General features: G+C 68.3%; 12 protein-coding genes. 5 read left to right on the top strand and 7 right to left on the bottom strand.

Going from position 1 to position 17601, the window contains the following annotated elements; all coding sequences use genetic code 11:
- Positions 1-206 precede the first annotated feature (206 nt).
- Both HWX76_RS23160 and HWX76_RS23155 read left to right on the top strand, forming a co-directional pair.
- Positions 207-1796, top strand: coding sequence for a S53 family peptidase (locus HWX76_RS23160; RefSeq protein WP_089489688.1), 1590 nt, complete (start codon positions 207-209; stop codon positions 1794-1796).
- A gap of 73 nt (positions 1797-1869) precedes the next feature.
- Complete coding sequence (locus HWX76_RS23155) at positions 1870-3546, top strand: peptidase S1 (RefSeq protein WP_089489687.1); 1677 nt, start codon at positions 1870-1872, stop codon at positions 3544-3546.
- Positions 3547-3621: 75 nt separating this feature from the next.
- Here the strand turns inward: HWX76_RS23155 and nadE are convergent, their stop codons facing one another.
- From nadE to HWX76_RS23140, 3 genes are all read right to left on the bottom strand, one after another.
- Positions 3622-4470 carry an ammonia-dependent NAD(+) synthetase gene (gene nadE / locus HWX76_RS23150; RefSeq protein ID WP_050016307.1) on the bottom strand — a complete coding sequence of 283 codons (849 nt, stop codon included), beginning with the start codon at positions 4468-4470 and terminating at the stop codon, positions 3622-3624.
- Between the two features lie 249 nt (positions 4471-4719).
- The gene (locus tag HWX76_RS23145; RefSeq protein ID WP_050016305.1) at positions 4720-5589 is read right to left on the bottom strand and encodes a DMT family transporter; all 870 of its coding nucleotides are present in this window, start codon (positions 5587-5589) and stop codon (positions 4720-4722) included.
- A gap of 211 nt (positions 5590-5800) precedes the next feature.
- Positions 5801-5986 (bottom strand): hypothetical protein, encoded by a 186-nt coding sequence (locus HWX76_RS23140; RefSeq protein WP_006480515.1) that lies wholly within the window; start codon positions 5984-5986, stop codon positions 5801-5803.
- Positions 5987-6237: 251 nt separating this feature from the next.
- On the opposite strand from HWX76_RS23140, the gene HWX76_RS23135 reads away from it, so the two are divergent.
- Both HWX76_RS23135 and HWX76_RS23130 read left to right on the top strand, forming a co-directional pair.
- On the top strand, positions 6238-6996 hold the full coding sequence (locus HWX76_RS23135) for a DeoR/GlpR family DNA-binding transcription regulator (RefSeq protein WP_050016302.1): 759 nt from the start codon (positions 6238-6240) through the stop codon (positions 6994-6996).
- Between the two features lie 105 nt (positions 6997-7101).
- Complete coding sequence (locus HWX76_RS23130) at positions 7102-8886, top strand: phospholipase D-like domain-containing protein (RefSeq protein ID WP_176016385.1); 1785 nt, start codon at positions 7102-7104, stop codon at positions 8884-8886.
- 69 nt (positions 8887-8955) lie between these two features.
- Here the strand turns inward: HWX76_RS23130 and HWX76_RS23125 are convergent, their stop codons facing one another.
- The 3 genes from HWX76_RS23125 to HWX76_RS23115 all read right to left on the bottom strand — a co-directional run bounded on the left by HWX76_RS23125 (position 8956) and on the right by HWX76_RS23115 (position 12624).
- Positions 8956-9630 carry a TetR family transcriptional regulator gene (locus HWX76_RS23125; protein WP_012339399.1) on the bottom strand — a complete coding sequence of 225 codons (675 nt, stop codon included), beginning with the start codon at positions 9628-9630 and terminating at the stop codon, positions 8956-8958.
- 105 nt (positions 9631-9735) lie between these two features.
- A complete protein-coding gene (locus tag HWX76_RS23120; RefSeq protein ID WP_176016384.1) occupies positions 9736-11004 on the bottom strand; it encodes an FAD-binding oxidoreductase in 1269 nt (422 codons plus the stop codon).
- Positions 11005-11139: 135 nt separating this feature from the next.
- Complete coding sequence (locus HWX76_RS23115) at positions 11140-12624, bottom strand: amino acid permease (RefSeq protein ID WP_347880198.1); 1485 nt, start codon at positions 12622-12624, stop codon at positions 11140-11142.
- Positions 12625-13355: 731 nt separating this feature from the next.
- Here HWX76_RS23115 and HWX76_RS23110 point away from each other — a divergent pair.
- Positions 13356-14867 (top strand): aldehyde dehydrogenase family protein, encoded by a 1512-nt coding sequence (locus HWX76_RS23110; RefSeq protein WP_050016288.1) that lies wholly within the window; start codon positions 13356-13358, stop codon positions 14865-14867.
- Positions 14868-15006: 139 nt separating this feature from the next.
- Here the strand turns inward: HWX76_RS23110 and HWX76_RS23105 are convergent, their stop codons facing one another.
- Positions 15007-17469, bottom strand: coding sequence for a DUF3772 domain-containing protein (locus HWX76_RS23105; RefSeq protein ID WP_176016382.1), 2463 nt, complete (start codon positions 17467-17469; stop codon positions 15007-15009).
- Positions 17470-17601: the final 132 nt, after the last annotated feature.

Raw genomic sequence — 17601 nt, 5'->3', positions numbered from 1 at the left:
GCACGCTTGCCGCAGAAGGGCGTGCGCGCAAATCGTCTGACTGTTCTAAACTTCCTCTACCTTCGCGCCGTCGCAAACGCGCCGTCGCAAACGCGCCGTCGCAGACGCGCCGTCGCGAATCGACTGACCGAACGGAACCGTCTTCCGCGGGCTATGTCCGATTTCCTGGCTGTTCCGTGCAACGCGGTACCAAGGAGGGTCTGAACATGGCAAGGCATCTTCAAGCCGACCGTGAACCCCGTATCGTCGCCGAGTCCAAGTGTCTCGGCCAGTGCGATCCGGCAGAACGCATCCACGTCACGATCATGTTGCGGCGGCAGGAAGAAGGGCAACTCGATGCATTGGTCCACCAGCTCGCCAGCGGCGACGCCGGTGCAAAACCGCTGTCGCGCGACGCATTCGCGCAGCGTTTCTCCGCCAATCCCGACGACATCCGCAAGACCGAGGACTTCGCGCACCGTCATCAACTGGCGGTCGATCGTGTCGACCCGGTCGAAAGCGTCGTCGTGGTGTCCGGCACGATCGCGCAGTTCGAAGCCGCGTTCAGCGTGAAGCTCGAGCGTTTCGAGCATCGGTCGATCGGCCAGTATCGCGGCCGTTCGGGCCCGATCACGCTGCCCGACGAGCTCGGCGATGCGGTGACGGCCGTGCTGGGCCTCGACAGCCGGCCGCAGGCGCGGCCGCACTTTCGCTTCCGTCCGCCGTTCAAGCCGGCGCGCGGCGCGGCGGCCGTCACGTTCACGCCGATCCAGCTTGCGTCGCTGTACGACTTTCCGGCCGGCGACGGCGCCGGGCAATGCATCGCGATCGTCGAACTCGGCGGCGGCTATCGCGCGGCCGACATCCAGCAGTATTTCCGCGGGCTCGGGATCACGACGCCGCCGACGCTCGTCGACGTGAACGTCGGCACCGGCCGCAACGCACCGACCGGCGAGCCGAACGGCCCGGACGGCGAAGTCGCGCTCGACATCGAGATCGCCGGCGCGATCGCACCGGCCGCGAAGATCGCCGTCTACTTCGCGCCGAACAGCGACGCGGGCTTCATCCAGGCCGTCAACGCGGCCGTCACCGACAAGACCAACCGGCCTTCCGTGATCTCGATCAGCTGGGGCGGCCCGGAAGCGATCTGGCAGGCGCAGTCCGCCCATGCGTTCAACCGCGTGCTGCAGGCGGCCGCCGCGCAGGGCATCACCGTCTGCGCGGCGTCGGGCGACAGCGGCTCGGGCGACGGGCTGCAGGATGGCGCCGATCACGTCGATTTCCCCGCGTCGAGCCCGTACGTGCTCGGCTGCGGCGGCACGCAGCTCGACGCGCTGCCCGGGCAGGGCATCCGCAGCGAGGTCACGTGGAACGACGAGGCGGCCGGCGGCGGGGCGGGCGGCGGCGGCGTCAGTTCGCTGTTCGACCTGCCGGCATGGCAGCAGGGGCTGAAGGTCGCGCGCGCCGACGGCACCACCACGCCGCTCGCGAAGCGCGGCGTGCCGGACGTGGCCGGCGACGCGTCGCCGCAGACGGGTTACGAAGTGTCGGTCGCCGGCACGCCTTCGGTGATGGGCGGCACGAGCGCGGTCGCACCGCTGTGGGCCGCGCTGATCGCGCGGATCAATGCGACGGCCGGCGCGCCGGCCGGCTGGATCAATCCGGTGCTGTACAAGCATCCGGGCGCGCTGCGCGACATCACGAAAGGATCGAACGGCACGTATGCGGCCGCGTCCGGCTGGGACGCGTGCACGGGCCTCGGCAGCCCGAACGGTGCGCAACTCGCCACGATCCTCGCGCGCAAGCCGTCGAGCTGACGCGCCGGCGCACGCCTTTCCGTTCGACGCGGGTGGTCTGCCCGCGTCTTTTTTCACCTCCAGGAGCAGCACGATGGGCATCGATTCCGCATCTTCCGGCGGCGTGTATCCGCTGCATCACGGCGACCACAATTCGCATGGCGTGCCGCCGACCATCAACCCGGTCGCGCTGAGCCACGGCCGCGACCAGCCGTTCTTCGATCCGGTCGCGTACGGCAACGGCCCCGACGACTCGGTGACGGACACGACCGAGGCGGCCGCGATCACGCACCACACGATCCTGATCGATGGCAAGCGGATCGCGTACACGGCGACGGTCGGCCACCTGGTGACGGTCGATCCGAGCAGTTCGCAGCCGGCCGCGAAGATTTTCTACGTCGCGTTCACGGCCGACGGCGCGAAAGAGGAAACGCGGCCCGTGACGTTCTTCTATAACGGCGGGCCCGGTTCGTCGTCGGTGTTCGTGCTGCTCGGCTCGTTCGCGCCCAAGCGTATCAAGACGTCGATGCCGGGGTTCACGCCGCCCGCGCCGTACCAGATCGAGGACAACCCGGACAGCATGATCGACCACAGCGACCTGGTGTTCATCAATCCGGTCGGCACCGGCTATTCGGCGGCCGTCGCGCCGAACAAGAACCGCGACTTCTGGGGCGTCGACCAGGATGCGAATTCGCTGAAGCAGTTCATCAAGCGCTACCTGACGAAGAACAACCGCTGGAATTCGCCGAAATACCTGTTCGGCGAATCGTACGGCACCGCGCGCAGCTGCGTGCTCGCGTACAAGCTGCACGAGGACGGCGTCGACCTGAACGGCGTCACGCTGCAATCGTCGATCCTCGATTACCGGCAGGCCGGCAACCCGGTCGGCGCGCTGCCGACCGCCGCGGCCGATGCGTGGTATCACAAGAAGCTCGGCATCAAGCCGGCGCCGAGCGATCTCGGCGCGTTCGTCGAGGAAGTCGCGCAGTTCGCGCGCACCGACTACCTGAGCGCGCTGCGCGCGATGCCGCATGCGAACCCGGCCACCGTGCAGAAGCTGTCGGCATACACGGGCATCGATACGGCGACGCTGCAATCGTGGGGGCTCGACATCGCCGGCTACGACACGCGCGGCAATTCGCTGTTCCTGACGACGCTCCTGCATGCGCAGGGGCTCGCGCTCGGTTCGTACGACGGCCGCGTGACCGGGATCTCGTCGGGCATCGCCGGCAAGATCGACCCGAATTCGGGCGGCAACGATCCGACGATGACGGCCGTGACGGGCGTCTATACGGCGATGTGGAACAGCTACCTGAACGAGCAGTTGAAGTTCACGTCGAACTCGGCGTTCACGGACCTGAACGACCAGGCCTTCAAGAACTGGGATTTCAGCCACATCGACCCGACCGGCGCGCAGCAGGGCATCGATGCGCAGGGGAACGTGATCCTCTACACGGCCGGCGACCTCGCCGCGGTGATGGCGCTGAACGTCGACCTGAAGGTGCTGTCGGCGAACGGACTCTACGATTTCGTCACGCCGTTCTACCAGACCGTGATCGATCTGCAGCAGATGCCGCTGGAGGACCAGAAGGTGCGGCAGAACCTGTCCGCGCGATTCTATCCGTCGGGGCACATGGTGTATCTCGACGGCGGCTCGCGCACCGCGCTCAAGCGCGACCTCGCGACGATGTACGACGCGACGGTCAGCGATACGGGCGCGCGGCTGCGGATTCGTGCGCTGCAGGCGAAAAAGACGGGCGGGAACGCATAGCGTTGCCCGGCGCCGATGTGCCGCGCGCAGCCGTGACGGTGCGCGCGGCGGTATGTCGATAGCCGGGCGGCCGGCTTAGGCGGTCGGCCAGTCGAACATCGTGTACGGCAGCGCGCGCTTGTGGCGCGACCCGTCGTAGAAGCGCAGCACCGTTTCGTAGACGCGGTCGGCGACCGGCTTGCCTTCGAGGAAATCGTCGATCTCGTCGTAGGTCACGCCATACGCGTGCTCGTCGGGGCGCAGCGGGCGCAGTTCCTCGAGGTCGGCCGTCGGCACCTTCATCACGATCAGCTCGTCGCCGCCGAGCGCGCGTGCGACCCCGCGCACACGACGCTTGCTCAGGCCCGCGAGCGGCAGGATGTCCGCGCCCCCGTCGCCGAACTTCGTGAAGAAACCCATCAGCGATTCGGCCGCGTGGTCGGTGCCGATCACGATGCCGCGCCGCGCGCCGGCCACCGCGTACTGCGCGATCATGCGCTCGCGCGCCTTGATGTTGCCGTGCACGAAATCCTGTTGCGCGGGGTCTTCGAACGCGTGGCCCGACGCGACCAGCGAACGGAGCATCGCATCGGCGGCCGGCTTCACGTCGACCGTCAATACCTCGTCCGCGCGCACGAACGCGAGCGCGCGCTGCGCATCGTCTTCGTCGTTCTGCACGCCGTTCGGCAAGCGCATCGCGATGAAGCGCGCGTCGTAGCCACCGGCGCGCAGCTTTTCGACCGCGAGCTGCGCCAGCCGGCCGGCCGTCGACGAATCGACGCCGCCGCTGATGCCGAGCACGTAGGTCCGCAGGCCGGTCGAACGAAGGTATTGCGCGAGGAAATCGACGCGGCGGTCGATTTCGGCCTCGGCGTCGAAGTGCGGGGCGACGTTCAGTTCGGCAATGATCGCGCGTTGGCGGCTGGCGTAATCGGCGGATGTCATGAGGAAAGTTCCGGGACGAAATGCAAGGCGCTCATCATAAGCGCAATCGCGGCGCGCCGCCGCGCCGGACAGGCGTTTCCGGCGGTTTCGCGTTGCATCGGCGAGACGCGCCGCATCGCCGTGGTGCGCGGTGCGCCGGGCGGGTGCAGGAGATGCTGCGCGAAGGGCGGCCGTGCGCGCGGCTTCAGCGAGGAGGGATGGAGGCCCGATGATGGCGTGGCCGCTCGATCCCGCGTGCGTCTTCGCCCGTCAGCGCCGCGCGAGCACGACGCCCACCAGCGCGAGCGCGAAGCCGGCGAGCTGGATCGTCGCGAGCGTTTCGCCGAACAGCGCGTAGCCCTGCAGCGCGGCCAGCGGCGGCGCGAGAAACAGCAGCGACGTCGCGCGCGCCGCATTGCCGTGCCGCAGCATCCACATCAGCATCGTGACCGCGCCGCCGGACAGGAACACGACGCCCCACACGAGCGACACCCACAGCGCCGGCGCGTCGATCCAGCGGGTTTCATGGAGCAGCACGACGAAGACGGCCGCGACGAGCGCCGCGCCGAAGTTCTGCACGGCGACCGCCGTGCGCAGGTCGCTCTGCGCGAGCTTGCCTTTCTGGTACAGCGAGCCGGCGGTGATCGACCCGACCGCCAGCACCGACACGGTGACGACGAGCCACGCAGGCGCGGCGCCCGGCGGCGGCGCGACGCCGCCGGTGACTTTCGGCGCGAGCACGAGCGCGACGCCGGCCAGCCCGAGCGCCATCCCGAGCCAGCCGCGCGCGGGCAGACGTTCGTTGAACAGCGGAACCGCGAGCACGGCGGTGGCAAGCGGCTGCAGCGCGCCGAGCAGCGCCATCACGCCCGCATTCAACCCTTGCGCGACGGCCCAGTAGCTCGCGCCGAGATAGACGCCTTGCAACAGCGCGCCGGCGATCAGGTGGCGCGGCCATTCGCGGCGGGCCGGCCACGGCGCGCGCGCGGCGAGCGCGACCACGCCGAACAGCGCGGCCGTGCCCGCGAAGCGCGCGAGCAGGAACAGGTTCGGATCGGCGTAGGGCTTGATTGCCCGTGCAACGATGAAGCCGGTGGACCACAGCGCGACGAAAACGGCGGCGACGATCGAGTTGAGCATGCGTGACGGGCCGCGACGCGGCCGGACAGATCCGGAAAGTCGGCCAGTATCGGGCGAAGCGACGCTGGCGTCTTGTCGAATCCTGCACTCATGCCGCGCGGCGCGTGAGCGGGGCGGCGGTCATCGCGCGCCGGTGCGCGGCGCGGCGGGGATGATCGTCCGCGGCACCGCACGGCACGGCGCTGCGCGGATGGGCGCGCAGCAGCGACGCTCAGTCGATCGAGAACGTATCGAGCGGCTGGTTGGCGCGTGCGTCGGTCGCGAAGCGCGCGGCGAGCTGTTCGTAGAGCCGACGCGCTTCGTCGAGCGTCAGGTCGATCCAGTACGGATCGCCTGCCGCGTCGTTGAGGCGTTCCGGCGGAAACTGGATTTCGATCACACTGCCTTTGCGATACATGGCGCGAGCCCCTTTATTGGTCGGTCTTGGTCGGTCTTGGTCGGTCGTTCGGCGAAGCGCAAAGTGTAGCAACCGGCGCCGCGCGGATTCGCGCGCGCCGGGCAATACAGAATTTCGCTTTCGGGCAACGCGCGCGGCCGCCGCCCGGCCGTGTTACCGGGCCGTGTTTCCCGGCCCGGTCAAATGGTCGTCAAACGTCCGTAATACAATGGCCGGCTTACCCATTACCAGTCGCCTCGGGCGCACACGCGATGCTGGCGGAACAACGTCATCAATACATCCTGTCGGCGCTCGGACGCTCGGGCGCGCTGACGGTCGCGGAACTCGTGCGTTCGCTCGACGTGTCGCGCGAAACGGTGCGGCGCGACCTGAACGCGCTGGCCGCGCGCGGCCTGCTCGTGATGACACATGGCGGCGCGCTGGCCGCTGATCGCCGCGAGCCGAGCCTGTCCGAGCGCGAAGCCGCGAACGCCGACGCGAAGCGCACGATCGGGCGGCGCGCGGCCGAATTCGTGCCCGACGATGCATCGGTGCTGATCGATTCGGGCAGCACGCCGCATGCGGTCGCGCTGGCGCTCGCCGACCGGCACCGGCTGTCGATCTACACGAACGACTGGCGTACCGCGTTCGTGCTCGCGCGGCGCAACGGCAACCGCGTGACGTTGCTCGGCGGCGAGCTGTCCGACGACGAGGACGCCACGTTCGGGCTCGACACGATCCACCAGCTCGCGCAATACCACGTCGATTTCGCGTTCGTCGGCGCCGGCGGCATCACGCCCGACGGCGAGTGCACCGACTACTCGCGGCTCGCGGCCGAAGTGCGCAGCCGGATGATCGCGGCGGCGGGCACGGCGATCATCGTCGCCGACCATTCGAAATTCGGCCGCGTGACGCCGGTGCGGATCAACGGCACGTCCGCCGCCCGCTATCTGGTGACCGAACGCGCACCCGACAAGGCCGTGCGCCGCGCGCTGACGGCGCGCGGGATCGAGCTGCTCGTGTGCGACTGACGCGCGTCCGACATACAAGGTTCATCGAACGGTCATCGCGCGGGAAGAACCGCCATCAAGACTGACGCATTCATCTCGACCGGCCGCCGGGCCAGGGAGCAACGAATGACCGTCAGCGTGCGCAGCTATCTTTCCCCCACCCTGGTCCTGCTGGCTTTCGACTGGCCCGATGCGGCGTCGCGGTCCGATTTCCTCGGCTTCGCGATCCGGCGCACGCCGGGTTTCTGGTCGGCCGACGGCAAGACGCGTGCGCCGGACAGCTGGCTGCCCAACCGCCTGACGTTCGACGGCCCGGCCGCCGACACGCAGGGCGATGCGCCGACCGATCAGGCGCCGATCCAGAAATTCATGTGGTGGGACGCGCGCATCGATCCGCAGGACCGCGGTGCGTCGTTCCGCTACGACGTCTATCCGGTCGTCGGCACGCCGGCGAACCTGCAGGTGCTCGACGCGCAAGCCGGCGTGTGCGACGTCGTGCTGCCCGCGCACGTCGAGGACGGCATCGGCACGTGGTTCAACCGTGCGGTGGTCAGCTCGCAGGCGTTCGCGAAGCAGGTCGCGGCGCTCGGCCTCGCGCCGAACGAGGCGCCGAGCGCCGCGCAGGCGCTGAAGCTGCGCACGTGGCTCGCGAACGACATGGAGCAGGTGTTCGCGCAGATGCTCGATCCGGCATCGCGCGCGGCGTCGGCCGTCTATCACCTGACCGACACGCTGTGGGCGCTGCCCGCGTTCGACGCGTTCGGCCGCCAGCACGGCGAAGCGTCGCTCGCGATCGTCTACGACGCGCACACGACGGCGCGCAAGGGCAAGCCGCCGCTGCCGTCGCCGAACCAGCCGGCCGTCGATGCACTGCAGGGCCTCGCGACGCTCGCGCCGCGCGACCAGACGCACATCATGCACGACAAGTTCATCGTGACCGATGCGCCGTCGAACCCGGCGCCCGCGCGCGTGCTGACCGGTTCCGCGAACTTCACGACCGAGGGGCTGACTGAGCAGGCCAACGTGCTGCATGCGTTCGACTCGCCTGCGCTCGCCGCGCTGTACAACGAGCGCGCGCATGCGCTGGCCGGGAATCCGTCGATTGCGGAGACCGCGCGGCTGTCGCCGGGCTGGTCGGCGCCGATGACGATCGGCAGCGCGCAGGTGCGCGTTGCGTACTCGCCGGAGCCGGCGGGGCAGCGTACCGAGATCGATACGATCGTCGCCGCGATCGCGGCCGCGAGGCATTCGGTGTCGTTCTGCCTGTTCATGCCGACCGACGCGGCGCTGCGCGACGCGTGTTTCGCGGCTGGCGACCGCGGGCTGATGATGTTCGGCCTCGTGAACAAGATCAGCGTCGGCAGCGCGACGAAGGCCGATACCGCGCAGCACGACGGCCAGACGCTCGATGCGGCGACGCTCGCGAACCTCGAGCTGTACCACCGCAGCCGCGACAACCACGACGTGATCGACGCGTCGTATTTCTCGCCGGCCACGGTGCCGCAGGGTTTCGAGCCGGAGTTGCGGCTTTTCCCGGGCGAACCGGCGCCGGCTTTCCCGCCCGTCGTGATCCATCACAAGTTCATCGTGATCGATGCGGAAGGCGCGAATCCGGTCGTCTATACGGGTTCGGCGAACATGAGCCGCAATTCCGAGCAGTACAACGACGAGAACCTGCTCGAGATCCGCGACAAGCGGATCGCGGCGATCTATCTCGCGGAATTCCTGCGGCTGTACGAGCACTACCGCGCCCGCGCGCTGGCGATCCATGCGAAGCAGCAGCACGGCACGGGTACGCATGCGCGGCTCGCGCTCGCGCCCGATTCGAGCTGGGCGAAGAAGTATTACGTGGCGGGGAGCCCGGAACAGAAGGCGCGGATCGCGCTGGCGTCGACCGCGCCGACGGACTGATGCGCTGAAGTGCTGAATGAAGTTCGCGGGGTGCGGATGTCGCGTGCCCCGGCCGGCGACTACCGCCGCTTACGCGGCGACGTAGCGGAGCACCGCGTCGGCGATCGTGTCGCGATGTCGCGCGCGCAGGCGCGGTGCCGACGGGTCGCGGCCGAATGCAGCGCCGAACGTGTAGCGGTTCGCCACGCGGTGGAAGCAGAACGAGCTGATCAGCAGGTGCAGATCGAATGCGTCGATGTCCTTGCGGAACACGCCGCTGGCCGCCCCGCGCTCGACCAGTTCCTCGAGCGTCTTGATGATGCTGACGTTGCGGTTCTTGAACGACTTCAGCTGTTCGACATACTTCGCGCCGTGGATGTTCTCGATCGACACGAGGCGGACGAAATCGCGATGCTTGTCGTGATAGTCGAACGTGAATTCGACGAGACGGCGCATGCCTTCGCGCGGCTCCATGTCGCCGACGTGCAGTTCCTGCTCGAGCGCGCGGATGTCGCCGTATACCTTCTCCAGCACGGCCTCGTACAGGCCTTCCTTGCTTTCGAAGTAGTAATAGAGCATCCGCTTCGTCGTATTCGTGCGCTCGGCGATCGCGTCGACGCGCGCACCGGCGAGGCCCATCGCGGAGAATTCCTGCGTGGCGACATCGAGGATGTTGCGCTTGGTTTGCTCGGGATCGTATTTGCGCCGCGCGTCGGACGCAAGCGCGCGGGGGTCGGACGTGGCGGCCTTGCTTCCTGCTTTCATGTGACTTTGTTCTGGTTCGCGGCGGCTTGGAAAAGGCATTCTAGCATGTGGGAAATGCCCGCCCGGCCGACCTTCCGCTCTAATCGGCAAGGCCGCGGCGGGCGCTCAGCGGCGGCAGGACGCGAGCGCGTCGCGGGCCTGGTACGCCGTATACGTGAGCTGCGCGGCGGCGAGGCCGGCCAGCCCGAACGTGCGCGTGAGCCCGAACGCGGCGAAGCCGTTCGGCACCGGACGCTCTCCCGCCAGCGCGGCGGCGAGCACCTCGCCGGCGACGGTGGTCGGCGCCATCCCGTGACCGCCGAATGCGATCGCGTGCCACACGCCGTCCGTGTCGCGGCCGATCTGCGGCATCTTGTGCCGCGCATAGCTCATCAGCCCACCCCACGCGTAGTCGACCTTCACGCCGTCCAGTTGCGGATACACGCGCAGCAGGTCGCGCCGCAGCAGGCGCGCGATCGCGTCGGGGCCGCGATCGAGCACGGAGATCCGGCCGCCCCACAGAATCCGCGTGTCCTTCAGCGGACGGTAGTAGTCGAACGCGAAACGCGTGTCGTAGATCGCGTACGGCGCGTCGATCGCGTCGGGCAGGCGCGTGCCGAGCGGTTCGGTCGCGATCACGTAGGTCGCGATCGGCAGCACCGCGCGCTCGATGCGCGGCGACACGCCGCGCGCGTAGCCGCCGCCGGCGAATACGACGTCCTTCGCACGCACCGCGCCCTGCGCCGTGCGCACGACGTAGCCGGCGCCGTCGCGCGCGATGCCGAGCGCGGCCGAGCGTTCGTACACGCGTGCGCCGCCGCGCGACGCGGCCGCCGCGACGCCGAGCACGTACTTCAGCGGATGAAAGTGGAATGCGTTCGGCTCGAACAGGCCGCCGTAATAGCGCTGCGTCTTCAGCCGCGCACGCAGCGCGTCGGTCGCGACCGGTTCCCAGTCGACGTTGAATTCCTGCTTCATCAGCGTGCGCACGCCGTCGAGCCGCGACGGATCGTCGAACCAGTTCGCGAGCATCACGCCTTCGTCGACGATGTCGCAGTCGATCCCGTAGCGGGCGATGCGCGCGCGGATCAGGTCGACCGCGTCGACGGTGAGCCGGTACAGCCGGCGCCCTTCGTCGCGGCCGAGCGTGCGCAGCAGGTCGGCGTTGTCGAGGCTGTAGCCGCCGAACACGAAGCCGCCGTTGCGGCCCGACGCGCCGAAGCCGACCCGTTCGCCGTCGAGCACGACGACGTCGTGCACGCCGCGCTCGACGAGGCCGAGCGCCGTGCACAGCCCGGCGAGGCCGCCGCCGACGATGCAGACCTGCGTATCGATCGTGTCGGTCAGTTGCGGGTAGGGCTGGCGGCTAACGGTGGCTTCGTAGAAGTTCTGCATGCGTGTTCGGTGACTCGTGACGGCGGAAAGGCGGACGGCGCGCGTCGATCTTGCCTGAACGCGCGCGCCGCGTCGAATGGGGATTTCAGCGCAGCGGCCGCCGCGAAGGGGCGGCTGCCGGCGCGTGACCGGGCGTCAGGCGCCCGGCGTCGGGTTGGCCGGACGGGCGACATAGGCCGGATAGCCGGCGTCGGCCTTTTCGGTCGCTTCATGCGTCGCGTTGCGTTCGATCCACGGCGCGATGTCCATGTCCTCGTAGCGCACCAGCCGGCATTTGCGCACGAGCGCGTAGCCGAGCCAGATCGCGAGGAAGAACGGCAGGCCGACGTAGGTCGCGGCGACGCCGGTCCAGTCGATCTTGTCGGCGAGGAACGCCTGATAGTCCTGGCCGAGCGCGACGGCCGCGCACAGCGCGAACGCAAACAGCGGGCCGAATGGGAACCACTTCGACCGGTACGGCAACTGGTCGAGCCGGTAGCCTTGTTTCAGGAAGCCTTTGCGGAACCGGTAGTGGCTGACCGCGATGCCGAGCCACGTGATGAAGCCGGCCATGCCCGACGTGTTCAGCAGCCACAGGTAGACGGTCTTGTCGCCGTACAGCGACGTGAGGAAGCACAGTGCGCCGATCGCGGTGGTCGCATACAGCGCGTTGCGCGGCACGCCGCCCGGCGACAGCTTCGCGAACAGCTTCGGCGCGCGGCCTTCGACCGCGAGGTTGTAGAGCATGCGCGTCGACGCGTACATGCCCGAGTTGCCGGCCGACAGCACGGCCGTCAGGATCACCGCGTTCATCACGCCTGCGGCGAAGGCCAGCCCAGCGTGGCGGAACACGAGCGTGAACGGGCTCACGCCGATATCGGTCACGTCGCTCTTCAGCAGGCTCGGATCGGTGTACGGAACCAGCACGCCGATCACGAAGATCGCGAACACGTAGAACAGCAGGATGCGCCAGAAGATCTGGCTCACCGCGCGCGGAATCGTCGTGCGCGGGTTTTCCGATTCGCCGGCCGCGACGCCGATCATCTCGGTGCCCTGGAACGAGAAGCCCGCGATCATCGCGACGCCGAGCATCGTCGCCCAGCCGCCGACGAACGGCGCGTCGCCGATCGTGAAATTGCCCCAGCCGGCGCTCGGGCCGCCCTGCATGATCCCGAAGATCATCAGCAGGCCGACGCCGACGAACGCGAGCACCGTCAGCACCTTGATCAGCGCGAACCAGTATTCGGCTTCGCCGAAGCCGCGCACCGACAGCGCGTTGAGCGCGAAGATCAGCGTGAGGAACAGCGCGCTCCACCAGACGCCCGGCACGTGCGGGAACCAGTAGTGCATCACGAGCTGCGCGGCGACGAGCTCCACCGCCAGCGTCACGGCCCAGCTGTACCAGTAGTTCCACCCGAGCGCGAAGCCGAAGCCTTCGTCGACGAACTTCGCGCCGTAGGTCGCGAACGAGCCCGATACCGGCATGAACGCGGCCATTTCGCCGAGGCTCGTCATCAGGAAATAGACCATCAGGCCGATCATCATGTACGCGAGCATTGCACCGCCGGGCCCGGCCTGCGAGATCGACGCGCCGGACGCGACGAACAGGCCCGTGCCGATCGAGCCGCCGATCGCGATCATTCGCAGATGGCGCGCCTGCAGCGCACGGTGGAGGGACGGCTTCGCGGGCGGCGAGCCGGACGGGCGGGACGAATCGGGGCGGGCGTCTGAATGCATGGCGGGCGCTGGGCGCTGTCTCCGGGATTGTTTTTCGGTGACGAAGCGCGACGCGTTGCCGGCCGTGGGCCGGGCAGCGGTGATGCGGTGCGAAGCGGGCCCGCTGACCCGGGCCGTGGTGCGTGTCGCGTTCGTCGGTCGTCCGGCGGCGGTCGTGGCGGCCGGCGGCGCGCCGGGTGCGTTGCACCTCGACGTCGCACCGATTGTGTGGGGTCCGATGCACGGGCGGCAAACGATATTTCCGCACAGGGTGATGCGGGATCGTCATCAACTTGCGTCGGGCCGGGACGCGTCCGCGTGCCCGTCTGCGGGCTTTGGAACCGTCTGATATCAGCGTAGGCAAAGGCGCGGCTGCGCGGCTGACTTCTTGCGTTTTGGGAATGAAGTCGTGAGTTAATATCAATAGCGGCCCGACTTGTGGCCATCGACAATGTGTTTCATGGATCGTGCCTCGCGAGGCTGGGGCGCGCCGTCCGGCCGGGCTTGCCGGCGGCGGCGCCGCGCGATGCGCCGGATGGCGCACCGGGCCCGCCGCGCGGCGCATCCGCTTGCACGAGGCGCTCGAACGCGCTCCAATCGAATCACGCGGGCGGCGCTGCCGCCGCACCGATCAATCTGTCCCTGAAGAGGAAGTGATGCAATTCAACGACATTCTTGCCGCGCTCGACATCGATCTCGCCCAGTGGAAAGGCAACGCGCTGACCGCGCGTTCGCCGCTCGACGGCGCGACGCTCGCGACGCTGGCCGTCGACACGCCCGCCGACGCCGAGCGCAAGATCGACGCCGCGCACGACGCGTTCCTCAAGTGGCGCACGGTGCCGGCGCCGGTGCGCGGCGAACTCGTGCGCGTGTTCGGCAACGTGCTGCGCGAGCACAAGGCCGAGCTGGGCCGCCTCGTCACGCTCGAAGCAGGCAAGATCACGTCGGAAGGGCTCGGCGAAGTGCAGGAAATGATCGACATCTGCGATTTCGCGGTCGGTCTGTCGCGCCAGCTTTACGGCCTCACGATCGCGTCCGAGCGCCCGGGCCACCGGATGATGGAAACGTGGCACCCGATCGGCGTGTGCGGCGTGATTTCGGCGTTCAATTTCCCGGTCGCGGTGTGGGCCTGGAATGCGGCGCTCGCGTTCGTGTGCGGCGATTCGGTCGTGTGGAAGCCGTCCGAGAAGACGCCGCTTACCGCGATCGCGTGTCACGTGCTGCTCCAGAAGGCGCTCCGTGAGTTCGAGAAGACGCATCCGGGCGTCGCGCCGGCTGAGCTGAGCCAGCTGGTGCTCGGCATGCGCGATGTCGGCGAGGTGCTGACGGCGTCGAAGAAGGTGCCGGTCGTCAGCGCGACGGGCAGCGTGCGGATGGGCCAGGAAGTCGCGAAGGTGCTGAGCCAGCGCCTGGCGCGCGGCATCCTCGAACTCGGCGGCAACAACGGGATGATCGTCGCGCCGAGCGCGGATCTCGACCTCGTCGTGCGCGCGGTCACGTTCGCGGCGGTCGGCACGGCCGGCCAGCGCTGCACGACGCTGCGCCGCCTGATCGTGCATCGCAGCCTCGTCGAGCAACTGCTGCCGCGCATCGAGAAGGCTTATGCGTCGGTGAAGGTCGGCAACCCGCTCGAGGAAGGTACGCTGGTCGGCCCGCTCGTCGATCGTGCGTCGTTCGACGCGATGCAGAAAGCGCTGGCCGATGCACGCGAGCAGGGCGGCGAAGTGAAGGGCGGCGAGCGCGTCGACGTCGGTCATGCGGATGCGTACTACGTGCGTCCGGCGATCGTGCGGATGCCGAAGCAATCCGCGGTGGTCGAGCGTGAGACGTTCGCACCGATTCTGTACGTGATGGTCTATGACGACTTCGAAGACGCGATCGACGTGCACAACGCGGTGCCGCAAGGCCTGTCGTCGGCGATCTTCACGAACGACATGCGCGAGGCCGAGCAGTTCATGTCGGCGGCCGGTAGCGATTGCGGGATCGTCAACGTGAACATCGGCACGAGCGGCGCGGAAATCGGCGGCGCGTTCGGCGGCGAGAAGGAAACGGGCGGCGGGCGTGAGTCGGGTTCGGACGCGTGGAAGGCGTATATGCGCCGGGCGACGAATACGATCAATTACAGCCGGCAACTGCCGCTGGCGCAGGGGGTGAAGTTCGACGTGTGAGGGCGGGCGCCCGGCCAGGGCGCATCGACGGTCGAATGAACAGGGCCGGTTGTCGCGAAAGCGGTAACCGGCCCTTGTTGTTTATTGCGAGGCGTGCGGCACGCCGATCGATCGCGAGCGTACCCGCTCGATGGCTTGCTTACGATTCGTGCGGCGTCGGACCATCGTTCGTCGGCATGTTCTGCACGACCAGCATCTGCGGGCTCGACAGCGTGATCGCCGCCGCGCGCAACTGCTTGAGGATCTCGAACAGCAGGTCGCTCTTCGTCGAACTCGCGATCCGCGGGCTCGACACGTAACCCGTCACGCTCAGCGTGATCCCGTCCGGCGCGAGCTGGCTGAACGTCACCGACGGCGCCGGTTTGTCGAGAATCGCCGGATGCTCGCGATACGCATCGAGCAGCAGGTCGCGCACCTGCTCGGGATCGGTGTTCAGCGGGAACGTCAGCACCAGCGTCGCGACGCCCTGCGTGCTGTTGCCCATCGTCACGTTGCGCACGTTCTGCGAGATCAGCTGCGAATTCGGCACGATCACGGTCGAGCGGTCGCTGAGCTGAATCTCGGTCGCGCGCACGTTGATGCGGCGGATGTCGCCTTCGACGCCCGCGATGCTGACCATGTCGCCCACCTTCACCGGGCGCTCGGTCAGCAGGATCAGCCCCGACACGAAGTTCTTCACGATTTCCTGCAGGCCGAAACCGATACCCACCGACAACGCGCTGACGATCCACGCGAGATTGCTCCACCGGACGCCGAGCAGCCCGAGCGTCATCAGCACGAGCAGCACGTAACCGACGTTGGTGAACAGCGTGATCAGCGACACGCGCATGCCCGTATCCATGCCGAGCGCGGGCATGAACTCGCCGTCGAGCCAGCGGCGCAGCGAGCGCAGCAGGTAGAAGCCGATCGCGAAGCCGATCACGGCGTTGAAGATCCGGTCGGGCATGATGTTCAGGCTCTGCAGCCGCTGGCTGCCGATCATCGCGACCGCGCTGTCGAGCAGGTCGCCCGGCGTCGTGCCGAAGCCGCCCGTCAGCAGCGCGATCGCCGCGATCAGCATCAGCAGGCTCGTGCCGAAGCCGGACAGGACCGTGCGCGCCTGGTCGAGGTGGCGATCTTCGAGCGCGAACAGATGCTTGATCTGCTGGCCCGTCGACAGGCTCGACGAGAACAGGCTTTCGCTCGCGTCGCGCGTCAGCTGGATCAGGATGTAGGTCGCACACAGCACGATCTCGAACCACACGAGCTCGTACGTGATGAAGCGCGCGACCGTGATGTAACCGATCAGGAGTGCGATCAACGACGCGACGATCGCGAGCGTGACGCCGGCATGGATTAGCCCGGCAAGCGTCGAGCGCTGCTCGGGCGCCTCGCCTGCCGCCGCGAGGGCGCTGCGCGCGCGGTTCGCCCGCAACAGCGACGCGCCGACCGTCAGCGCGACGACGAGCGATACGATGCCGCGCCCGAACAGCGTGACCGACAGGCTGGTGTCGACGATCCGGTTGATCGATTCGAGCGTGCCCGACACCAGCAGCAGCCCGGCCAGGACGGCGGGGAACGGCTTCATCGCGAGTGCGACGGGATCGGCGAGCGCGGGCAGGCGCCACGACGGATGTTTCGTGCAGAGCAGTGCGCGGCCGAGCCCGGCGATCAATGCGCAGGTCGCGGCGAGTTTCGCGAACTGGTCCCACAGATCGGTCAGCGACGGCGTGAGTTCGTAGTGGCGCGCGACGGCGAGGTAGAGGATCTGAATCGCGACGGCCGTCGCCAGGAAGGTCGACAGCGCGGTCGACAGCGCCAGCGCACTGCGGCGCAGGCGGGTGGGCGGCAGGCGGTTCAGCGCGATCCACGCGAGCCCGCGCTCGATGAGCCGGCGGCCGCCGAGCCATGCGGCGAACGCGGCGATCAGCAGCAGCGTGGTGAGCACCCGTTGTCCGGGCACCCACGACGAGCGCAGCATGTCGAACAGTTCGCCGTTGAAATCGTCGAGCCGCTGACGGTCGTCCGGCGACAGGTGGAACAGCGGCAGCCAGAACTGCGCGCTGAAGATGCTGCCCGAACGGAACGCGAGCTGGTTCTTCAGCAGGCTGCGGTGCAGCTTCGCGAACTGCTCGGTGAGGTTCGTGAGGCTCGTCTTCTGGTCGGCGGCCTGCTTCAGCGCCGCATCGATCTGCGTCTTGCGTGCGTCCAGCGCGGCCCGCTGCTTCGCGACGGCGGGCGTTTCCGGCGCGGCCCCCTCGGCCGGCGGCGGGCCGAGCACGTCGAGTTGCGCCTGAACCTGCGCGCGTTGCGGCGTGAGATCGCTCTGCAGTTTCGCGACATCGGCGCTCAGCTCTTGCGCCGAGTCGTCGAGCCCGTCCAGCTCCTTGCTGTTGGACGCGGTCGACGTCTGCTGCTTGATGCGGTCCAGCTCGGCCTGCATCTGCTTGAGCTGCGCGACGGCGTCGGGCAGCGAGATGGCCGGCACGGTTGCGCCGACGCCGCTCGCGACGGGAGCGGAAGCGGCCGCCGGAAACGCCGACGCGGTCGCGATCGCCGCGAACTGCAGCAGCGCGATCAGCGCGATCCGGCGGGCATACGTGGATAGTCGTTGTATAGACATGGAATGCTTACGATTTGCCGACAATGCCGGTTGCCGAAAGGCAGCCGGAAGCCGGTAGTTGGCCCGGTAGCATGTTACCGGGGCGCGGAGATGAACGACTTTCGAATCTGCTTCCGCGGTGTCTGCGACGCG

This window comes from Burkholderia sp. BCC0398, assembly GCF_902833245.1.
GTDB lineage: Bacteria > Pseudomonadota > Gammaproteobacteria > Burkholderiales > Burkholderiaceae > Burkholderia > Burkholderia sola.
Note: the sequence above shows the minus strand (reverse complement) of the source record. Positions and strands in the feature narration are given on the sequence as shown.